Origin of the sequence: Caballeronia zhejiangensis (genome assembly GCF_022879815.1) — a bacterium.
Classification (GTDB): Bacteria; Pseudomonadota; Gammaproteobacteria; order Burkholderiales; family Burkholderiaceae; genus Caballeronia; species Caballeronia zhejiangensis.
Map to the genome: position 1 here is coordinate 766692 of NZ_CP084285.1, position 18052 is coordinate 784743.

General features: G+C 63.8%; 19 protein-coding genes. 10 read left to right on the top strand and 9 right to left on the bottom strand.

What is annotated here, in order from left to right; genetic code table 11:
• Positions 1-16: 16 nt before the first annotated feature.
• Positions 17-385 carry a BON domain-containing protein gene (locus LDZ23_RS24665; protein WP_063828775.1) on the top strand — a complete coding sequence of 123 codons (369 nt, stop codon included), beginning with the start codon at positions 17-19 and terminating at the stop codon, positions 383-385.
• A gap of 60 nt (positions 386-445) precedes the next feature.
• Here the strand turns inward: LDZ23_RS24665 and LDZ23_RS24670 are convergent, their stop codons facing one another.
• Both LDZ23_RS24670 and LDZ23_RS24675 read right to left on the bottom strand, forming a co-directional pair.
• Positions 446-1873: an aldehyde dehydrogenase family protein gene (locus LDZ23_RS24670; protein WP_008347346.1), complete on the bottom strand. Its 1428-nt coding sequence runs from the start codon at positions 1871-1873 to the stop codon at positions 446-448.
• Between the two features lie 26 nt (positions 1874-1899).
• Positions 1900-2808 (bottom strand): TauD/TfdA dioxygenase family protein, encoded by a 909-nt coding sequence (locus LDZ23_RS24675; RefSeq protein ID WP_051079008.1) that lies wholly within the window; start codon positions 2806-2808, stop codon positions 1900-1902.
• 171 nt (positions 2809-2979) lie between these two features.
• Between LDZ23_RS24675 and LDZ23_RS24680 the strand changes: the two genes are divergently transcribed.
• Complete coding sequence (locus LDZ23_RS24680; protein WP_008347350.1) at positions 2980-3690, top strand: GntR family transcriptional regulator; 711 nt, start codon at positions 2980-2982, stop codon at positions 3688-3690.
• A 6-nt stretch (positions 3691-3696) separates the two neighbouring features.
• Here the strand turns inward: LDZ23_RS24680 and LDZ23_RS24685 are convergent, their stop codons facing one another.
• Positions 3697-4989, bottom strand: a complete 1293-nt coding sequence (locus tag LDZ23_RS24685; RefSeq protein ID WP_008347351.1) for an MFS transporter — start codon at positions 4987-4989, stop codon at positions 3697-3699.
• A gap of 316 nt (positions 4990-5305) precedes the next feature.
• Here LDZ23_RS24685 and fae point away from each other — a divergent pair, with 316 nt between their 5' ends.
• Positions 5306-5839: a formaldehyde-activating enzyme gene (gene fae, locus LDZ23_RS24690; protein WP_008347352.1), complete on the top strand. Its 534-nt coding sequence runs from the start codon at positions 5306-5308 to the stop codon at positions 5837-5839.
• A 10-nt stretch (positions 5840-5849) separates the two neighbouring features.
• Here fae and LDZ23_RS24695 read toward each other — a convergent pair whose 3' ends face one another.
• Positions 5850-6326 carry an HVO_A0114 family putative DNA-binding protein gene (locus LDZ23_RS24695; RefSeq protein WP_342346279.1) on the bottom strand — a complete coding sequence of 159 codons (477 nt, stop codon included), beginning with the start codon at positions 6324-6326 and terminating at the stop codon, positions 5850-5852.
• Positions 6326-6544: a toxin-antitoxin system TumE family protein gene (locus LDZ23_RS24700; protein WP_235366163.1), complete on the bottom strand. Its 219-nt coding sequence runs from the start codon at positions 6542-6544 to the stop codon at positions 6326-6328. Before LDZ23_RS24700 ends, LDZ23_RS24695 begins: the two co-directional genes overlap by 1 nt.
• A gap of 535 nt (positions 6545-7079) precedes the next feature.
• Between LDZ23_RS24700 and katG the strand changes: the two genes are divergently transcribed.
• Positions 7080-9344 (top strand): catalase/peroxidase HPI, encoded by a 2265-nt coding sequence (gene katG, locus LDZ23_RS24705; RefSeq protein ID WP_008347357.1) that lies wholly within the window; start codon positions 7080-7082, stop codon positions 9342-9344.
• Positions 9345-9416: 72 nt separating this feature from the next.
• On the opposite strand, the gene LDZ23_RS24710 is transcribed toward katG, so the two are convergent.
• On the bottom strand, positions 9417-10172 hold the full coding sequence (locus tag LDZ23_RS24710; protein WP_008347359.1) for a COG4705 family protein: 756 nt from the start codon (positions 10170-10172) through the stop codon (positions 9417-9419).
• 128 nt (positions 10173-10300) lie between these two features.
• Between LDZ23_RS24710 and LDZ23_RS24715 the strand changes: the two genes are divergently transcribed.
• Positions 10301-11125 carry an isocitrate lyase/PEP mutase family protein gene (locus tag LDZ23_RS24715; RefSeq protein ID WP_008347361.1) on the top strand — a complete coding sequence of 275 codons (825 nt, stop codon included), beginning with the start codon at positions 10301-10303 and terminating at the stop codon, positions 11123-11125.
• 9 nt (positions 11126-11134) lie between these two features.
• Here LDZ23_RS24715 and LDZ23_RS24720 read toward each other — a convergent pair whose 3' ends face one another.
• Complete coding sequence (locus LDZ23_RS24720; RefSeq protein WP_008347363.1) at positions 11135-11950, bottom strand: cytochrome c; 816 nt, start codon at positions 11948-11950, stop codon at positions 11135-11137.
• A 161-nt stretch (positions 11951-12111) separates the two neighbouring features.
• On the opposite strand from LDZ23_RS24720, the gene pssA reads away from it, so the two are divergent.
• Positions 12112-12726 (top strand): CDP-diacylglycerol--serine O-phosphatidyltransferase, encoded by a 615-nt coding sequence (pssA, locus tag LDZ23_RS24725; RefSeq protein ID WP_033535860.1) that lies wholly within the window; start codon positions 12112-12114, stop codon positions 12724-12726.
• Between the two features lie 3 nt (positions 12727-12729).
• Here pssA and LDZ23_RS24730 read toward each other — a convergent pair whose 3' ends face one another.
• Positions 12730-13947, bottom strand: coding sequence for an MFS transporter (locus LDZ23_RS24730; protein WP_034472203.1), 1218 nt, complete (start codon positions 13945-13947; stop codon positions 12730-12732).
• Between the two features lie 226 nt (positions 13948-14173).
• On the opposite strand from LDZ23_RS24730, the gene LDZ23_RS24735 reads away from it, so the two are divergent.
• From LDZ23_RS24735 to LDZ23_RS24745, 3 genes are read left to right on the top strand one after another with little or no spacing between them, the layout of a single operon-like run.
• Positions 14174-14530 carry a response regulator transcription factor gene (locus LDZ23_RS24735; protein WP_008347369.1) on the top strand — a complete coding sequence of 119 codons (357 nt, stop codon included), beginning with the start codon at positions 14174-14176 and terminating at the stop codon, positions 14528-14530.
• Between the two features lie 60 nt (positions 14531-14590).
• The gene (locus LDZ23_RS24740; protein WP_008347370.1) at positions 14591-16099 is read left to right on the top strand and encodes a sensor histidine kinase; all 1509 of its coding nucleotides are present in this window, start codon (positions 14591-14593) and stop codon (positions 16097-16099) included.
• Complete coding sequence (locus LDZ23_RS24745) at positions 16089-16742, top strand: response regulator transcription factor (protein ID WP_008347372.1); 654 nt, start codon at positions 16089-16091, stop codon at positions 16740-16742. Before LDZ23_RS24740 ends, LDZ23_RS24745 begins: the two co-directional genes overlap by 11 nt.
• Here the strand turns inward: LDZ23_RS24745 and LDZ23_RS24750 are convergent.
• Positions 16739-16927 carry a hypothetical protein gene (locus LDZ23_RS24750; protein ID WP_008347374.1) on the bottom strand — a complete coding sequence of 63 codons (189 nt, stop codon included), beginning with the start codon at positions 16925-16927 and terminating at the stop codon, positions 16739-16741. The genes LDZ23_RS24745 and LDZ23_RS24750 overlap by 4 nt on opposite strands.
• A 435-nt stretch (positions 16928-17362) precedes the next feature.
• Here LDZ23_RS24750 and LDZ23_RS24755 point away from each other — a divergent pair, with 435 nt between their 5' ends.
• Positions 17363-18049, top strand: coding sequence for a response regulator transcription factor (locus tag LDZ23_RS24755; protein ID WP_008347376.1), 687 nt, complete (start codon positions 17363-17365; stop codon positions 18047-18049).
• The last annotated feature ends 3 nt before the right edge of the window (positions 18050-18052 follow it).

The window sequence follows — 18052 nt, forward strand, 5'->3', positions numbered from 1 at the left end:
GGCGGCAAATCACACTATGAAATTACTTCGAACTGCAAAGCTGATGATCGGCGTCGCCGCCGTCAGCGCATCGTTTTATGGCAACGCGCAGAGCGGCGCGTCGGCGCCCGTGAGCGCGTCCGTGCCGGCGATGGCATCGGCGGCGAATGGCGGCAAGACTTCGTCGAAAGCGGCGGATCGCGCGCTGCGCCGGAAGATCCTCACCGCGCTCGCCGACGCAAAGGGAATGCGCGCGGCCGGCATCACTGTGCGCGCTACCGACGGCGACGTGCTGCTCGAAGGCTGGGTTCCCGAAGTCGCGCAGATCGAGCAGGCGACGCGCGTGGCGCAGGGCGTGCCGGGCGTGAAAACGGTGCGCAACACGCTGACGCTCTCGACGTTCTGATAGCGCTTGAACGTTCCTTCGTCGCCCCGCGCCGGTTTGCGCCGACGCGGGGCGTTTGCATTACGCGCAGCCGGCGATCGACTTCGTTTCGAGGAACTCGGACAAACCGTGCTCGCCGAACTCGCGACCGTTGCCGGACGTCTTGTAGCCGCCGAAAGGCGCGTTCAGGTCGAGCGTCGCGCCGTTGAGCATCACCGCCCCCGCGCGCAGATGATCCGCGACGCGACGCGCGCGCGCCGCGTCGGATGACGACACGTAGGCGGCGAGACCGAAGTCGGTATCGTTGGCGATGTCGATGGCTTCGTCTTCGCTCGAATACGGAATCATCACGACGACCGGACCGAAAATTTCCTCGCGCGCAATGCTCATGTCGTTGCGCACGTTGGCGAACACGGTCGGGCGCGCGTAGAAGCCGCGCGTGAGCGTATCGGGCCGGCCGGGGCCGCCGGCTGCGAGCGTCGCGCCTTCGTCGATGCCGCGCTGGATCATCTGCTGTACGCGCTCGTACTGACGCCGATTCGAGATCGGGCCGAGTTTGGTATCGGGATGCGCCGGATCGCCGACCGTCAGCGCGTTCGCGGTCGCGGCAGCGATTGCAACGGCGTGGTCGTGCAGACGCTTCGGCATCAGCATGCGCGTCGGCGCGATGCACGTCTGGCCGGAGTTGAGCATGCAGAAGATCACGCCGTTCGATACGGCGCTCTTCAGATCGGCGTCGTCGAGGATCAGGTTCGGCGACTTGCCGCCCAGCTCCTGCGTGACGCGCTTCACGGTCGGCGCCGCTTTCATCGCGACATCGACACCCGCGCGCGTCGATCCGGTGATCGACACCATATCGACACCGCGATGGCTCGCGAGCGCCCCGCCGATGTCGGCGCCATCGCCGTAAATCATGTTGAACACGCCGGCTGGCACGCCCGCGTCGTGGAGAATCTGCGCGAAAAGCTCGGCGTCGAGCGGCGTGATTTCCGATGGCTTCAACACGATGGTGCAGCCCGCCGCAAGCGCGGGCGCGACTTTCGCCGCGATCTGATTGAGCGGCCAGTTCCACGGCGTGATGAGCGCCGCCACGCCGATCGCCTCGCGCACGATCTGCGTGCGTCCGCGCGTGGCGACGAACGGGAAGTCCTGCAGCGCGGTCAGCGTGCCGTGAAACTGGCCGAGTCCGGCGGGCGCCTGCTTCTCGCGCGCGAGCCATGCGGGCGCGCCCATTTCCGTGGTGATCGCGTCGGCGAGCGCGCCCATGCGTTCCTTGTACAGCGTCATGACGCGGCTCAGCAACGCCGCGCGCGTCGCGACGCTCGTGCGCGACCACGCGGGAAACGCGGCGCGCGCCGCTGCGACCGCGGCGTCGACGTCGGCGCTCGTGCCCATCGCCACGCGGCCGATGACGTCTTCCGTCGCGGGATTGACGATGTCGGCGAAATGCGCGCCGGCGGCCGGCTCGACCCAACGTCCGCCGATATAGAACTTGTTCAACTCTTTCACGGTTTCTCCATTGCGTGATGACGCGCTCAGACCGGGCGCTCACCGATGATCGTCGCGCGCATCATGCGGCGCACGGCGGGATAGTAGTCCTGAACGGCATAGTGCTGCGTGGCGCGGTTGTCCCAGAAGGCGATCGTGTGCGGCTCCCATTTCAGGCGCACTTGATATTCCGGCGCGGCCGCTTGCCGGAACAGATACTGAAGGAGGTCCATTTCGGCCAGCTTGAGATCGAAGCCGAAGCGATAGCCCGCGATCTCCGCGTAGTTGGAGAAATGCGTCGTGAATGCCTCGTTGACGAAGAGCAGCTTCTCGCCGGATTCGGGATGCGTGCGGACCACCGGATGCGTGACGGCCGGGTTTTGCGCGCGCACGGTGATGCGCTGTTCGGGCGGCAGCATCGAGCCGAAGAGCGGCATCAGATCGTGCACGGCGATGAGGCCCTCGAGACGCGCTTTGACTTCGGCGGGCAGGTTCTCGTAGGCGAGCGCCATGTTCACCCAGATGGTGTCGCCGCCGGTTGGCGGACATTCGGCGCAACGCAGGATCGAGCCCATCGACGGCACTTCGCGCCACGAAACATCGCTGTGATAGATGTTTTCGCGGCCGCGCTTCTTGTCGGACTTGTCGAAGACGACGAGCTCCGGATGATCGGGATGATGCGCGATGACGGGATGCACTTCCAGCTTGCCGAACCGCTGCCCGAGCGCGACGTGCTGCGCGGGCGTAATGTCCTGATCGCGGAAGAACAGCACCTTGTAGCGGATCAGCGCGCGGCGCAGCGCGAGATACGTCGGCTCGTCGAGCGGCTGGCGCAGGTCGATGTCGCTCACGTAAGCGCCGATCGCGGGCGTGGCCAGCGTGACGGTGAACGGCCAGATTTCGCCTGGAGCCGAATCGGAAGTGCGTGCTTCGATGGTCGAACCGGCTTGCTGCATGTCGATCTCCCGTTGATGCGGCGTCGCCAAAAAAGGCGCCCGAGCCGCGATGCTCGCGAGCATGGTCGCACAACCTGTCATAACAGGTGTACCGGTTAAAACCCGTAGCCTGTCATGACAGCTACAATCGCCGTCAGTGTTTCGATCCACCGGACAAGATAAAAGGGCGCCATGACACAAACTCGTTTCAGGCAGATCGAAGAAGCGTTGCGGCAGCAGATCATCGCCAACGATCTCGCGCCGGGCGTCAAGCTGCCGTCGGAAGCGGAACTCGTCGAACAATATGGCGCGAGCCGCATCACGATCCGGCAGGCGCTCGCCGGGCTGCATGCGAGCGGGTTGATCGAGAAGATCAACGGGAAGGGAAGTTTCGTCACGCGTCCGTCGGAGCGCTCGGATCTCGGACAACTGACCGGTTTCTACGAAGCGGCGCGCAAGCGCGGCCAGACGGCCAACGGCGAACTGCTGTCGGTGCGGACGATCACGCCGCCGCCGTTCGCGATGGAAGCGCTCGGCTTAAGCGAAGGCGACACGCTCGTCTGCGCGACGACCTTGCGTCTGTGGGACGCCGCGCCCGTCGCCATGTTCATGGTGATGGCCGACCCGGCGCTCATGGACGCACTCGTCGCCGAAGACCTCGAAACGAACGACGTCACGAGCATTCTCGAAGAACGCCTCGGTTATCGGCTGAAGCATTTGGAAACCGAGAGCGCCGCGATCGCCGCCACGAAAGAGCACGCGCGGCGGCTGAAGGTGGATCCGGGCGCGCCGCTTCTGCGCGTCCGGTGCACGCCTTTCGACATTCAGGGCAAGGCGCTGTGCTGCGCCGAACTGCTGTTTCGCGGCGACCGCTTCGCGTACAAGGCGAAGGTGTCGCGCTAGCCGCGCTCAGGCGGCGCTCGTCGCGACCGGCTCGGTCGAAGCGCGCGGCGCGCGATCCGGATGCATCCAGCGCAGCGCGATGAGCGTGGCGACGATCAGCATGGCGGCGGTCGTCGCGAAGCCCAGTTCGTAGGCGTGGGCACTCGTGCTGCCGTGCGCCTGCACGATGCGGCCGATGACCATCGGCGCGATCGCCGCGCCCGTGCTCGCGAGCGCGGTGTGGATGCCGATGAGCGCGCCGCGCTGCGCATCCGGCACGACTTCCGACAGCACGGCGGGCGCGAGCGCGAAACACACGGCCGGCAGCGCGCCGGCCACCGCGAACACGGCGACCTTCTGCGCGGAGCTGAGGCCCGGCAGCATCAGCGCGAAGAAAAGGCACGCGGATATCGCGAACGCGGCGCACAGCAAACGCACGCGTGCGCTGCGAGACGACGCCCCGCGAGCGAGCATGCGCTGCGACAGCCAACTGAGCCCGAGGCTGAACGGCGCCGCGGTGGCGATCACGAGCGCGAAGCAGCGTCCGGACGCGATGCCGGAGAAGCCGAGCGCTTTTTCGAGGTAACTCATCAGCCAGGTCGTGTTGGCGCCGAGCATCCAGTAAGCGGCGAAACCGAGCATGAACACGCTGAGGACGGTCGGATTGCTCAGGAGCTTGCGATACGGCACTTTCTGAGGCGCGGCGTCGGCACTGGCGTTGCCGCGCGGACGCCGCGCAAGATTGCCCTCGCGTCCGACGAACAGCCACACGACGCTCCACAACGCGCCGACGATGCCGAGCAGGATGAAGTTCATGCGCCAGCCCCAGTGATGCGTGATCACCGGAATGAGCAGGCCCGCGAGCAGCAGGCCGACCATCGCGCCCTGATTGAGCAAGGCGACCGGCATGTTGCGCTTTTCGTCGGGAAACCATTTGTAGAGCGCGTGTACGGAAACGGGATAGAACGGGCCTTCCGCCGCGCCGAGCACCATGCGGCTCAGGAGAAACGCGGCCATGCTGCTGAAGAGCGCCTGCGGAATCTGCAGCACGGCCCACATGACGCCCATCGCGAGCAGCAGCCAGCGGGTCTGGATGCGGTTCGACAGAAAGCCGACCAGCACCGTCGATACGGCGAACAGCCAGAAGAAGCTTCCCGCGACGACGCCGAATTGCGCCGGCGACAGGTTCAGATCGCGCATCAGCGGCACGGCCACCATGCCGAGCACGATCTTGTCGAGGAAATTGATGAGGGCAAGCGCCGTCAGCATCAGCGTCGTCAACCACGCCGCGCGTGGCCTGTAACCGTCGAGTGAGTTCATGGGTCGGATCGGCTCAAAAATGCGGCGCCCGTTCGGGCCGCGGGGTGCGTTGTAGGTTTCGCCGCGCGCGCTCGCGCGGAGTGCAAGCTGCACGTCGCCACGTTAAGTGCGCGTGACGAACCGCACCCCCACCCGAAACAGGGAGGACAGGGAAAACGCCGTCCCGCACAGTGTGTCACGCGGCGGGCGCAGACTGTTCGCCGCCTCGTTGCCTGGATTGCCGGCGCGCCGTGCATCACGCGGATGGCATCGTCCTTGCAAACGGTTCTTCCTTCGGACTATCGAACCATCGTTCAGCCCTGAAAGGAGAGTGCTCATGAGTCTGGATCTGACCTTCCGCGCAGGCGAAGCAACCGTGCTGGCGGCGCCGGGACAAGCGACCGACGCGATGCCCGAAATTCTCATCGGCCGCGTCGACGGGCCGGTCGGCCACGCGTTCGCCAACATGATGGCGCAATCGAAAGGACACACCGCGATGTTCGCGATACGCGCGTGCAATCAGATGGTGCGCCCGGCGACGATGATCGTGCCGAAAGTGACGCTGAAGGACATGGCGAACATCGATCTGTTCGGCGGCGTGGTGCAGTCGGCAACCGCCGATGCGGTCGTCGATTGCCTGATAGAAGGCATCCTGCCGAAGGATCAGGCGAACGATTTGTGCATCATCAGTCTGGTGTGGATCGATCCGCGTTGCGCGACGGACGCGAACATCGACAAGAAGGACATGTACCGCACGAATTACGAAGCGACCAAGCTCGCCATTCAGCGCGCCATGAGCAACGAGCCGAGCGTGGAGGAACTCATCGCGAATCGCCACACGATCAAGCACGACATGGACGACTGGAGCTGAATTCCGCTGTTCAGCGGTTTCCCGCCGGACGCGGCTCGCGCTTTCGTGGCGCCGCTCGCCGACGCGGGCTGTGCGGCGACGGTGCGCAATCTTCGCCGATGGCGGTGCCGGCGGATTTGCGCTGCGCGGCGGGCGGCGCGAGATCGGCCGCTTTCAAGGTGAAGTTGACGCGCACGGTGTCGTACGGAAACACGATGGCGCCGTGCTCGTCGTGTTCCAGCAAGCCGGCTTCGAGAAGCGCTTGCACGTCGCGATGCACGCCTTTCACGTCGCGTTCGAGCCGGCGCGACAGCTCGCGGATCGACATCGGGCCGGCGCCGGTCATCGCACGGATGATTTGCCAGCGGGGCGTGGTGAAGGTGCGGAAGAGGAGTTCGGGCGTGGCGTAGGAGAAGAACCTTCCTGGGAACTTGCCGCTCTTGACCGTGGCAAGAACGCGCTCGCTGAACTCTTCCAGCGACGCGATGCCGATCGTGACGGTCTTCATCATCTTGAGCTCCATCTGTTCCAGACTTGCACATTCGTGAAGAAGTCGGCGCATAACTGCTCGACCGACGTAAATTCATAAAGTGTCTCGACGTTCGCGAAGTGACGGTGATCGCCTTTGCCTCGCTCGTTGTCGTAACGCAGCACGCACTCGCCAGCGACGACATACGCAAGCCTGTATTTATATGAATGTGCATCCCGGAGCAGGCTCAGGGACATGCCATATCGTTAGTTCGACGAAACCACCGGAAGGCATCTCCTCTCGCGCACCCAGGACGAGCGGAGCTTTTCTGTTGGACGTTCTGACAACGCCATAGTGTGTTGTCAAATACTCCAACACCCGGCCGCCGCCCGCCATTCCCCGAACGGACGACTTGACACACCTTCGCTGCCAAGCTCGCGAGACGCTGCTAGACTGACACGCGCGTCGAGCTGCGCGCTTTCATGACGAAAAGAAGTCAGACGCGCCGCCCGCGATTCCGCACTGCAACATGCCCGCGCGACAAGAACGCGCCACCACCTTATAGCCGTCACCTATCGGCGGCATTGCAAAAATCGCATTCTATTGAGCGCCGCTCTCACGTATTTTTTAAGTTGCACAAGGCTGTCGGGATGAACCACGCATCGCCGGATGCACGCCGCGAAATCCCTTATCGGACCAGGTTCGTGCAGCGCCTCGCATGGATCTGACGCCATGGTAGTCAGTAGCACAAGAACTAGTACTAGTGGGTACGTCCTCGCAAGGAGATAACGCATGTCAAACGAATCGAAGTGCCCGTTTACGCATGCCGCCGGCACCGGAACGACCATCCGTGACTGGTGGCCGCGGCAACTGCGGGTAGATCTGCTGAGTCAGCATTCCGACAAGTCGAATCCGCTCGGCTCGGGTTTCGACTATGCCGAAGCATTCAAGAGCCTCGACCTCGCCGCGGTCAAGAAAGATCTCGCGGAGGTCATGACCGATTCGCAGGAATGGTGGCCTGCCGACTTCGGCCACTACGGTCCGCTGTTCATCCGGATGGCGTGGCATAGCGCGGGCACGTATCGCATCGGCGATGGCAGGGGAGGCGGCGGACGCGGCCAGCAACGTTTCGCGCCGCTCAATAGCTGGCCGGACAACGTCAGCCTCGACAAGGCGCGCCGCCTGCTCTGGCCCGTCAAGCAGAAATACGGACAGAATCTTTCATGGGCCGATCTGATCATCCTCGCCGGCAACGTCGCGCTGGAAACGATGGGCTTCAAGACGTTCGGCTTCGCGGGCGGACGCGAAGACACATGGGAGCCGGATCAGGACGTCTACTGGGGCAATGAAAAGACCTGGCTCGGCGGCGATGTCCGCTACGGCAAGGGCGCGGCCGGCAACGATGAAGATCAGGGCGTCATCACCGCCGACGAACAGAAGCACGGCGAGGAAGTCAGCCGCACCGACGGCGGCCGCAATCTGGAGAATCCGCTGGGCGCGGTGCAGATGGGCCTGATCTATGTCAATCCGGAAGGCCCGGACGGCAATCCCGATCCGCTCGCGGCGGCGCATGACATCCGCGAGACTTTCGCCCGCATGGCGATGAACGACGAAGAAACCGTCGCGCTGATCGCCGGCGGCCATACGTTCGGCAAGACGCACGGCGCGGGGCCTTCCGATAACGTCGGTCCGGAGCCGGAATCGGCGGATCTGGAAAACATGGGCCTCGGCTGGAAGAACAGCTACGGCAGCGGGAAGGGCGCGGACACGATCACGAGCGGCCTCGAAGTCACCTGGACCACGACGCCGACGAAGTGGGGCCAGGGATTCTGGGAGAACCTTTTCGGTTACGAGTGGGAACTGACGAAGAGTCCCGCGGGCGCGAATCAGTGGATCGCGAAGGATTCGACGGAAACCATCCCGCACGCGCACGACCCGTCGAAGAAGATCAGGCCGACGATGCTGACGACGGACCTGTCGCTGCGCTTCGATCCGGAATACGCGAAGATTGCGAAGCGTTTCTGGGAGAATCCAGACCAGTTCGCCGACGCCTTCGCCCGCGCGTGGTTCAAGCTGACGCATCGCGACATGGGTCCGAAGGCTCGCTATCTCGGGCCGGAAGTGCCGGAGGAAGAACTGCTGTGGCAAGACCCGATTCCGGCGGTGGATCATCCGCTCGTCGGTGATCAGGATGTCGCGGGGCTCAAGCAGAAGGTGCTGGCGTCGGGGTTGTCGATTACCGATCTGGTGTCGGCGGCGTGGGCATCGGCATCGACGTTCCGGGGCTCCGACAAGCGCGGCGGCGCGAACGGTGCGCGCATTCGTCTCGCTCCGCAGAAGGACTGGGAGGCGAACAGGCCTGAACAGCTCGGCAAGGTCTTGTCGACGCTCGAAGGCATCCAGAAAGAATTCAACGGCGCGCAAGTGGGCGGCAAGAAGATCTCGATGGCCGATCTGATCGTGCTGGCGGGCAACGCGGCGATCGAGAAGGCGGCGGAGAAGGCGGGCCACACGGTCACGGTGCCGTTCACGCCGGGCCGCATGGACGCGTCGCAGGACAAGACAGACGTGCTCTCGGTCTCTGCTCTCGAACCGGTCGCCGATGGCTTTCGCAACTTCGTCAAGTCGAACGTGCGCGTGCCCGTCGAGACGCTCTTGATCGACAAGGCGCAATTGCTGACGCTGACCGCGCCGGAGATGACAGCGCTCATCGGCGGTTTGCGCGCGCTCAACGTGACCGCCGCAGACAACGCGCACGGCGTCTTCACCGACAAGCCCGAAACGTTGACGAACGACTTCTTCGTCAACCTGCTCGACATGAATACGGAGTGGTTGCCGATGTCGTCGCGCCGCGATGTGTTCGAAGGGCGCGATCGCAAGTCGGGGCAGCGCAAGTGGACCGCCAGCCGCGTCGATCTGATCTTCGGCTCGCATTCGGTGCTGCGCGCGCTCGCCGAAGTCTATGCGAGCAGCGATGCGAAGGAGAAGTTCGTCAGCGACTTCGTCGCGGCATGGACGAAGGTGATGAACCTCGACCGCTTCGATCTGAAGAAGTAAGCGGCCAGGCTGGTAGAATCTGCAGGCAACGCGGCGGTCCTTCGGGGCCGCCGTTTCTTCTTGCAACGCGCTTCAATGCGCGACGCGCGCGGGCCGCTGCTTGAAGAGAAATCCGCACACGACGATGAACATCGCGAGCGCGATCGACGCGCCGTAGCGGCTCATCGCGAGACCGCCGTTCGCGACCGGCTTGTCGAGAAAATCGCCGACTACGGCGCCGAGCGGCCGCGTCAGGATGAACGCGCTCCAGAACAGCAGGGTGCGCGAAACGTTCGTGAAGCGATACGCGAGCACGATTAGCAACAGCGCGCCGCCGAAGATCGTCGCGGCGCCCGTGTAGCCGAAGCCCGCGGTGTCGGCGGTCCAGTCGCCGAGCGCGGTGCCGAGGGTCTGCGAGAACATGATCGTGACCCAGTAGAAGGCTTCCGCTTTCGGCGATGCGATCGTCGATACCGAGACCGATCCCATCGCACGATGCCACACCGCGAGCGATGCGATCAGCAACGCAAGCAAGATCGCGCTTCCGCCTGCATAGCCGATGCCGACCGAGCGGTCCGCGAAGTCGGCGAGCGTGGTGCCGACGGTCGTCGTCGCGATGATCGTGATCCAGTAGAGCGCGGGCTGGAATCGCTCCGCTTTGACTTGCGCAATCACCGCGACGACGAACACGGCCGCGAAGATGAACGTGCTCACCAGATAGCCGAGGTTCATCGACATCGAGAGTGCGTCGCCGCCGGTTTCGCCGAGCGTCGTCGCCGCTATCTTGATGATCCAGAACGCCAGGGTCAGTTCTGGGACCTTGGCGAGTGCTTTTTCTGTTCGCTCCATGTCGTCTCTCATGCGAGGAAAGACTCGAGCGTAGGGGTAGGGGCTTAGGAGCGGCTTAGTACGAGCACCATTTCGCCCCTTCGCGTATCGTCGACCTTCCGACCCGTTCATCCACAAGGAGCCACGCCATGCCCCGCACCGTCGCCGAGAAACGCGCCGCTTTTCGCGCGCTGCACGAATCCGGCTGCTTCATGTTGCCGAATCCCTGGGACGTCGGTTCCGCCCGCTATCTCGCGACGCTCGGCTTCAAGGCGCTCGCGACGACGAGCTCGGGCTTCGCATGGTCCAAAGGTCACGCGGACAATCACATGCAGCGCGACGCCGTGCTCGCTCATCTGCGCGAAATCGTCGAGGCGACGGATTTGCCCGTGAACGCCGACTTCGAAAGCGGCTTCGGCGCGACGCCGGACGAAGTGGCTCAAAGCGTGATGCTCGCGGTGGAGGCGGGCGTCGCGGGCTTGTCGATCGAGGATTCGACCGGCGACGCATCCGCGCCGCTCTTTGCGCTCGATGTCGCCGTGGCGCGCATGAAGGCGGCGCGGCGCGCGATCGACGCAAGCGGCGGCGACACCTTGCTCGTCGGCCGCGCGGAAAACTTCTTCGCGGGCAAGCCCGATATCGACGATGCCATCGCGCGTCTCAAGGCGTATTCCGATGCCGGCGCCGATTGCCTCTACGCGCCCGGCATCAAGACGCGCGAGCAGATCGAAGCCGTCGTGAAGGCGGTCGCGCCGAAGCCGGTGAATATGCTGATCGGCGGCGTGTCCGAGTTCACGCTGAGCGACGTCGCCGCGCTCGGCGTGCGGCGCGTGAGCGTCGGCGGAGGGCTTGCGCGCGTTGCGTGGGGCGGGTTCATGCGCGCGGCGCAAGGACTTGTCGATGGCCGCTTCGACGGGTTCAAGGACGCCGCGGCGGGCAACGATCTCAACGCGATTTTCGACGCGCGCGCGTAACGTACCCGGCTACTTCTTGCGCTTCGCCATGTAGCCGAGATACGCGATGACCGCATCGAGATCGCTATCGCTGATCGCGTTCTTGTCGAAGCCGGGCATCTTCATGTCGGCCCACGCGCGAATCGACTTCGGATCCCGGATGTATCCCTTCAGCGCCCACGGCTGAAAATATTCGGTCGGATTATGCGGACGATTCAGGTCCGGGCCGACCGACGCATCGCCCGCGCCGTTCAGCTTGTGGCAGACCATGCATTGCGTCGTGAAGACGGTCATGCCGCGACGTATCGGCGAATTCGCGGGCACGCTCTTGTCGACGGCGATCTGCGGGAAGCGCGCGGCGAGCGTCGGCGCAATGCGAATCGCGTCGACCTTGAACGGCCACTGCTCGCTCGTGACGCCCGACGCGGCGGGATCGATCCACACGACATAGAACGGACCGACATCGCCGCTGCCCGGCACCTGTGGCCAAGGGTCGTCCGCCGGCTCGATCGCGAGCCACGGTTCGGCGCGCTTCTTCGCATCGCCGAACAGCAGCTTCGCGGAAAAGTGCGTGACGAAACCGTCGGTGGCCGTGACCTGAAGCTCCTTGCCCGCGGGCAGTTCCGTGATGCCGAGCAGCGCGCGCAAGGGCACGGCGCGATACGTCATGCTGCGATGAAACGTGACGTCGTTCGGCACGCGGATGATCGCGGCATCCGGGCGCGCGAGCAATTGATCGGCCGTGAGCGAGCGCTCGCCGCCGACGTTGATCGTGAGCGATGCGGCCATCGATGACGCGCAGGCGAGCATCAGGCTCGCGAGCGCCAGGGCGCGTTTGAACATCATCGTCGCGGTCCTCCTTTGCGTGCGGTGATGATACTGCCTCACGCCGTTTGCCACGATGCGTGGCATGCGGAGTGCTAAGGGAAAGAGGGCGCGATGATAGACTTGAAAGTCTCGCGGCGCTGGCCATCGGCGCTGCCCGAACGTCACGAAAACAGAAACGAATGAAAGCCAAACGATTCTCGATGATCCGCGATTTCCATCTGGCCGACTGGTTCACGCTGGGCAACGCGGTGTGCGGCACGGGCGCGCTTTTCTCGTCGATGTCCTATCTCGACGACTCCGATGTGCTGCATATCTATCTCGCTTGCGCGCTCGTGTTCGCGGCGCTCGTGTTCGACGTGCTCGACGGCCGCATCGCGCGCTGGCGTCAGAAGGCGTCGCTCTTGGGCAAGGAGCTGGACTCGCTGGCCGATGTGATCTCGTTCGGCGTCGCGCCGGCGATCATCGGCTATGGGTTCGGCATGCGCGGCCTCTACGACCGCGTGATCCTGGCCTATTTCGTCGCGTGCGGCGTGTCGCGGCTCGCGCGCTACAACGTCACGACCGAAGAGATGTCGGGCGCAAGCGGCAAGGTCACGCACTTCGAAGGCACGCCCATTCCCACATCGTTTCTCATCGTGCTGCTGCTGACCATCGGCGCGTGGTCCGGCGCGATCGGCGAAAGCATGTGGCTCGGCACGGTGCGTCTCGGCGGCTTCACGCTGCATCCGCTCGTGCTGATCTACGCGATCTCCGGCTCGCTGATGATCAGCCGCATCCGCATTCCCAAGCCGTGAGGATCAGGCGCTGGCCGAAGCCGCGTGATGCCGCCCGATCAGCAGAAAGTGCGCGAGCGCGATGAGCGGAAAGCACGTCGCGACGCTCGCGACGAGCGTCCAGCCGCCGTGCTCGTAAAGCTGGCTCGCGAACGCCGAGCCGAATGCGCCGCCTATGAAAATGCTCGTCATGTAAACGGCGTTCAGCCGGTTGCGGCTCGCGGCGTGTAGCGCGTAGATTTCACGCTGGCCGAGCACCATGTTCATCTGCACGGCGAAATCGAGCACGATGCCCGTCACGACGAGCGCGCCCACGCCCCACGCGGGATGAATCACCACGGGAAGATACGCGATCGCCGCGAGAATCAGCGCGATGAAGGTCGCGCGCACGGTGTGGCCCGCATCGGCGAGACGCCCGGCGATCGGCGCGGATGTCGCCCCGGTCGCGCCGATCAGCGCGAAGATGCCGATGGCCGTCTGCGAAAGCCCGTAATGACGCGTCAGTTCGATCGGAATGCCGGTCCAGAAGAGACTGAACGATGCGAACATCAGCCCTTGATAAAGCGAGCGATGACGCAGCACCGGCATCGTTCGCACGAGATGCCCGAGCGAGCCGATGAGCTGAAAATACGTCGCCTGATGATCTGGCTTGCGGCTCGGAATCGTGAACGCGAGCACGCTCGTGATGCCGATCATCAGCACGGCGGCCGCGCCGAACATCGCGCGCCAGCCGAAGTGGCCCGCGACGAGACTCGATATCGGCCGCGACAGCAGAATGCCGAGCAACAACCCGCTCATGATCGTGCCGACCACTTTGCCGCGCGATTCGTCCGGCGCGAGATGCGCGGCGAGCGGAATCAGAATCTGCACCGCCACCGACGAAAAGCCGATCACGAGCGAGATCAGGAGAAACCAGCCGGGCGTGTGCGTGAACGTGGCGGCCGTGAGACTCGCGATCGAAACGAGCGCGGTCGCGATCATGAGCTTGCGGTTTTCGAGCAGATCGCCGAGCGGCACGATGAAGAACAGCCCGAGCGCATAGCCGATCTGCGTGAGCGACACGATCAGGCTCGCCGTGCCGCCCGCCATGTGCAGATCGGGCGCGATGAGTTCGATGATCGGCTGCGCGTAATACAGATTCGCGACGATCGCGCCGCAGCAGAAGGCGAAGAGCGCAATGAGGCCGCGCGTGAGTTCGACGTGCTTGCCGCCGTCGCGTGTGGTCGAAGCTGAAGCCGGCATGTAAACAGACCCTGAGGTAGCAGAACGGGACTATACGTTGTCGGCGCATTTCCCGCAGAAAGGGCTCACGCCGTTTCATCAGATGAAAGCGGGCGCTTCGGACCTATACCTTCATGTTATTTCGCGGCACGAGGCGCGTGCGTAAGATGGCTTCCAATCAGGCGTGGATCAGTTCATTGCGCGCCGAAACAGGACAACGCCCTTGCAATCGCCTTCCAGAGTTTCCGTGATCGACGATGACGAATCCGTCCGCGTCGCCTCTTCCAGTCTGCTGCGCTCGCTCGGCTGGGAGGTCAGCCTGTACGCGTCGGCGGAGACGTTTCTCGACGCAGATCCGCTCGACGGCCTCGCGTGCATCATCACCGATCTCAACATGCCCGGCATGTCCGGCCTGCAACTTCAGCAACGTCTGCACGAGCTGAATCTGAACGTGCCGGTCATGTTCATCACCGCGTTCGCATCCGATGCCGCGCGCCGTCAGGCGCTCGACGGCGGCGCGGTGTGCTTTCTCAGCAAGCCCGTCGATGGAACCGCCGTCGCCGATTGCCTCGAACGCATTCGGCAAGGATTTTTGAAGGATTAGAATGCTTCGCGTAATCTGGCGCGGGCCCGGACCTTTCCAACGAACGCCGATGATTGATTGATGGAGACATTCCAGAGCGCGCCGCGCGCGGTGCGTCACGATACGCGCATCGTGTCGATGCTCGCGGCGGCCATCGCGCTCGCCGTGTTTCTGATCGACGCGCTCACGCCGCTCGATATCGCCATCGCGGTGCTGTATGTCGTCGTCGTGCTGCTGATCGCATCGACGGGCAATCGCACCGCGACGGTCGCGACCGCGTGGGGCTGCGTCATCCTCACGCTCGTCGGCTTCATTCTTTCGCACGACGAGAACGTCTCGGGCGGCGCGCTCGCACGCTGCGCGGTGAGCCTGCTCGCAATCGGCACGACCGCCGTTCTCTCGCTGCGCATTCAGGCCACGACGATGCAGCGCAAGCGCATGGAAGCCGAGTTGCAGCGTCAGCGCGATGCATTGAAGCGCAGCGAAGCGTTCCTGCTCGATGCGCAGCGGCTTTCGCTTACCGGCAGCATCGCGACGCGTCTGCCCGCCGGCACGATGTGGTGGTCCGACGAGGCGTATCGCATCTTCGATTATCCGCGCGACATGACGCCTTCCATCGATGCAATTCTCGCGCGCTCGCATCCCGACGACATCGCGATCGTGCGCGGCGCGCATGAAGCGGCGCTGTCCAGCGTGCGCGATATCGATGTCGAGCATCGGCTGCTGCTGCCGGATGGAACCGTGAAGCACGTTCATTACGTGGCGCATCGTGCATCGAGCGAAAACGACGGCGGCGAATACGTCGGCGCGCTGATGGACGTCACCGAAACCAAGCTCGCGCAGGAAGCGCTCGCGCGCTCGACCGCCGAACTCGCGCATGTGACGCGCGTGACGATGCTGGGCGAGCTGGCCGCGTCGATCGCGCACGAAGTCACGCAGCCGATGGCCGCGATCGTCACGAGCGGCGGCGCCGCCTTGCGCTGGCTCAATCGCGCGCAACCGGATATCGCGGAGGCGCAGCAATCGATCGCGCAGATGGTCCGCGACGCCAAGCGCGCGAGCGAAGTCATCGCACGCATTCGCGCGATGGCGAGAAAGCGCGACAGCCAGCCCGCGACGCTCGAAGTCACCGAGATCGTCGGCGAGACGATCGAGCTCGTGCGGCGCGAACTCGCGCGTCATCGCGTGGATGTGCGCGCCGATCTCGCGACGCCGTCGCCGACGGTGCGTTGCGACCGCGTGCAGTTGCAGCAGGTGCTCATCAATCTGATGATGAACGCGGCGCAGGCGATGTCCGCCGTGAACGGGCCGCGTGTGTTGCGTGTGGCGACGCGCGAGAGCGACAGCGATCCCGGTTACGCTCAGATCGTCGTGCAGGATTCGGGCACGGGCATCAGCGACGAGAACGCGCGGCGTCTATTCGATGCGTTCTTCACGACGAAGGCCGAAGGCATGGGCATGGGCTTGTCGATCTGCCGTTCGATCATCGAGGCGCACGGCGGCAGGATATGGGCGGAATCGCCCGATGAAGGCGGCGCGCGTCTGCTTTTCGTGCTGCCCGAAAACGAGAGAAGAGACGATGAGCAATGACAAGCACGCCGCGATGGTCTACGTGGTCGACGACGACGAATCGATGCGCGATGCGCTGCGCATGCTGCTGCGTTCGGTCGGACTGAACGTGACGACGTTCGCGTCCGCGCACGAGTTCCTTGCGCACGACATGCCCGAAGTGCCGAGCTGTTTGATCCTCGACGTGCGGCTGAAAGGGCAGAGCGGTCTCGCCGTGCAGGAGCAGATGGCCGCGAGCCAGCTCGGCTTGCCGATCGTCTTCATGACGGCGCACGGCGACATAGCGATGACGGTGAAAGCAATGAAAGCGGGTGCGAAGGATTTTCTCGCGAAGCCGTTCCGCGATCAGGACATGCTCGATGCCGTCGCGCAGGCGCTCGAAGCCGATGAAGAACGGCGCGCCGCGAGCCGCTCGGTCGCGGACTTGCGGCGCGCGTATGAGTCGCTGACGCCGCGTGAGCGCGAGGTGATGGCGTTCGTCGTGTCGGGTCTGATGAACAAGCAGATCGCAGCGGAGATGAATCTGAGCGAGATCACGGTGAAGATTCATCGCGGCCAGGCGATGAAGAAAATGGCCGCGCGTTCGCTGGCCGATCTTGTGCTGAAGGCCGAAGCGCTCGGCGTGAAGATGCCGCAAGGCGCATCGACGCCGCCGCGCGCCTAGCGGTCTTGCATCATCGAGGGCGCGGTTTCTTCGCTCAACGCGATGCGTTCGAGCGGCAACTGCGTGTCGTAACCGGCGCGATCGAGCGCGCTCCAGTCGTGCGGCGCGCTCAGCGAATACCACGTTCCGAACGCCAGAACGGCGGCGCAAGCGGATAACAGCCTGCGTGTCGATGTATCGCCCATGATGCGCTCCCGATGCGTGACCATGACGTCAGCTTAGAGAAGCGCATGCGCGCGCGCCATTCTACGAACGGCTCGGCGTGCTTATACGAACGTTTGATGCAAGCAAGGCAGGTCTTCGCCATTTCGAAATCGATCGATATATCGGCGCCCGGATCGCGCGTAATCTCCCGTCGTAGTTTTAAGTCTGCCCCCGTTCAGCCGCCGTTGCGTTAGCCCGGCGGCTTTTTTTCGTGTGTACGTCCGCTATCCGCAATACGGCGATGCGCCTTGCTCGGCAAACCATCGGCTTTCATGACGCAAGTCGAACGTTTCGTCCTTCCCGGTTCGTTTCAAAGTCGTTCTATATCGAGCCGAAATCCCGGTCGATATTGTTCATCCGGATCGTTATCCATATTCAGTACGGTTGAGCTAAGCAGATTTCGGGGAGATGAAACGATGGCGAAAGACATTCGAGTCGCAATAGTCGACGATCATCCGATCGTCCTGTGCGGCCTCAATAAAGCATTACTTGAAGCGGGATTCAACGTACGTGGCGTGGAAAGCAGCGCCGACGGTTTGATGAACGTCCTTGAAAATGAAGCGTGCGATGTGGTCGTGGCCGATTATTCGATGCCGGATGCTTCCTCGTTGGACGGCTGGCAATTTCTGACCGCCTTGTCGAGCAAATACCCGAAGTTGCCCGTCGTCGTTTTCAGCGAATTCGACGATCCATTTCTCGTGGGAAGTCTCGCGCAACGCGGCGTCGCTGGCGTGGTCAGCAAGCGCGAAAACATGTCTGAAATGCTTGTCGCGATCCATACGCTCTTCGCTGGCGGGCGCTATTTGTCTCCCGTCGCGCAATCGGCAGTAGAGCGCTTCAATGTGTCGCCCGAGCTGAGCCGCTTCACCGCGCTCACGCGTCGGCAGATGGAGATCGCGGGCTTGATGCTATGTGGTCTTTCTGTATGCGAAACGGCGCGCCTGCTCGATCGCCGAATGAATACGATCAGCTCTCAGCGTGCGGCGGCTTGCAAGCGACTGGGGTTTTCCCGGGAATCCGAGATGTATCGCTTCGCGGCGAGTCACGGATTGTCGTTGGAGCGTTCGCAAATCGGCGTCGAATTCGACGCGATCCGGGGGTAAATG

What these genes read in the sequence shown, in the direction of transcription:
- LDZ23_RS24665 (WP_063828775.1), top strand. Translation starts at nt 17, where the DNA reads ATGAAATTACTTCGAACTGCAAAGCTGATGATCGGCGTCGCCGCCGTC.
- LDZ23_RS24675 (WP_051079008.1), bottom strand. Translation starts at nt 2,808, where the DNA reads ATGCAGCAAGCCGGTTCGACCATCGAAGCACGCACTTCCGATTCGGCT.
- LDZ23_RS24680 (WP_008347350.1), top strand. Translation starts at nt 2,980, where the DNA reads ATGACACAAACTCGTTTCAGGCAGATCGAAGAAGCGTTGCGGCAGCAG.
- LDZ23_RS24685 (WP_008347351.1), bottom strand. Translation starts at nt 4,989, where the DNA reads ATGAACTCACTCGACGGTTACAGGCCACGCGCGGCGTGGTTGACGACG.
- fae (WP_008347352.1), top strand. Translation starts at nt 5,306, where the DNA reads ATGAGTCTGGATCTGACCTTCCGCGCAGGCGAAGCAACCGTGCTGGCG.
- LDZ23_RS24695 (WP_342346279.1), bottom strand. Translation starts at nt 6,326, where the DNA reads ATGAAGACCGTCACGATCGGCATCGCGTCGCTGGAAGAGTTCAGCGAG.
- LDZ23_RS24700 (WP_235366163.1), bottom strand. Translation starts at nt 6,544, where the DNA reads ATGTCCCTGAGCCTGCTCCGGGATGCACATTCATATAAATACAGGCTT.
- katG (WP_008347357.1), top strand. Translation starts at nt 7,080, where the DNA reads ATGTCAAACGAATCGAAGTGCCCGTTTACGCATGCCGCCGGCACCGGA.
- LDZ23_RS24710 (WP_008347359.1), bottom strand. Translation starts at nt 10,172, where the DNA reads ATGGAGCGAACAGAAAAAGCACTCGCCAAGGTCCCAGAACTGACCCTG.
- LDZ23_RS24715 (WP_008347361.1), top strand. Translation starts at nt 10,301, where the DNA reads ATGCCCCGCACCGTCGCCGAGAAACGCGCCGCTTTTCGCGCGCTGCAC.
- LDZ23_RS24720 (WP_008347363.1), bottom strand. Translation starts at nt 11,950, where the DNA reads ATGATGTTCAAACGCGCCCTGGCGCTCGCGAGCCTGATGCTCGCCTGC.
- pssA (WP_033535860.1), top strand. Translation starts at nt 12,112, where the DNA reads ATGAAAGCCAAACGATTCTCGATGATCCGCGATTTCCATCTGGCCGAC.
- LDZ23_RS24730 (WP_034472203.1), bottom strand. Translation starts at nt 13,947, where the DNA reads ATGCCGGCTTCAGCTTCGACCACACGCGACGGCGGCAAGCACGTCGAA.
- LDZ23_RS24740 (WP_008347370.1), top strand. Translation starts at nt 14,591, where the DNA reads ATGGAGACATTCCAGAGCGCGCCGCGCGCGGTGCGTCACGATACGCGC.
- LDZ23_RS24745 (WP_008347372.1), top strand. Translation starts at nt 16,089, where the DNA reads ATGAGCAATGACAAGCACGCCGCGATGGTCTACGTGGTCGACGACGAC.
- LDZ23_RS24750 (WP_008347374.1), bottom strand. Translation starts at nt 16,927, where the DNA reads ATGGGCGATACATCGACACGCAGGCTGTTATCCGCTTGCGCCGCCGTT.
- LDZ23_RS24755 (WP_008347376.1), top strand. Translation starts at nt 17,363, where the DNA reads ATGGCGAAAGACATTCGAGTCGCAATAGTCGACGATCATCCGATCGTC.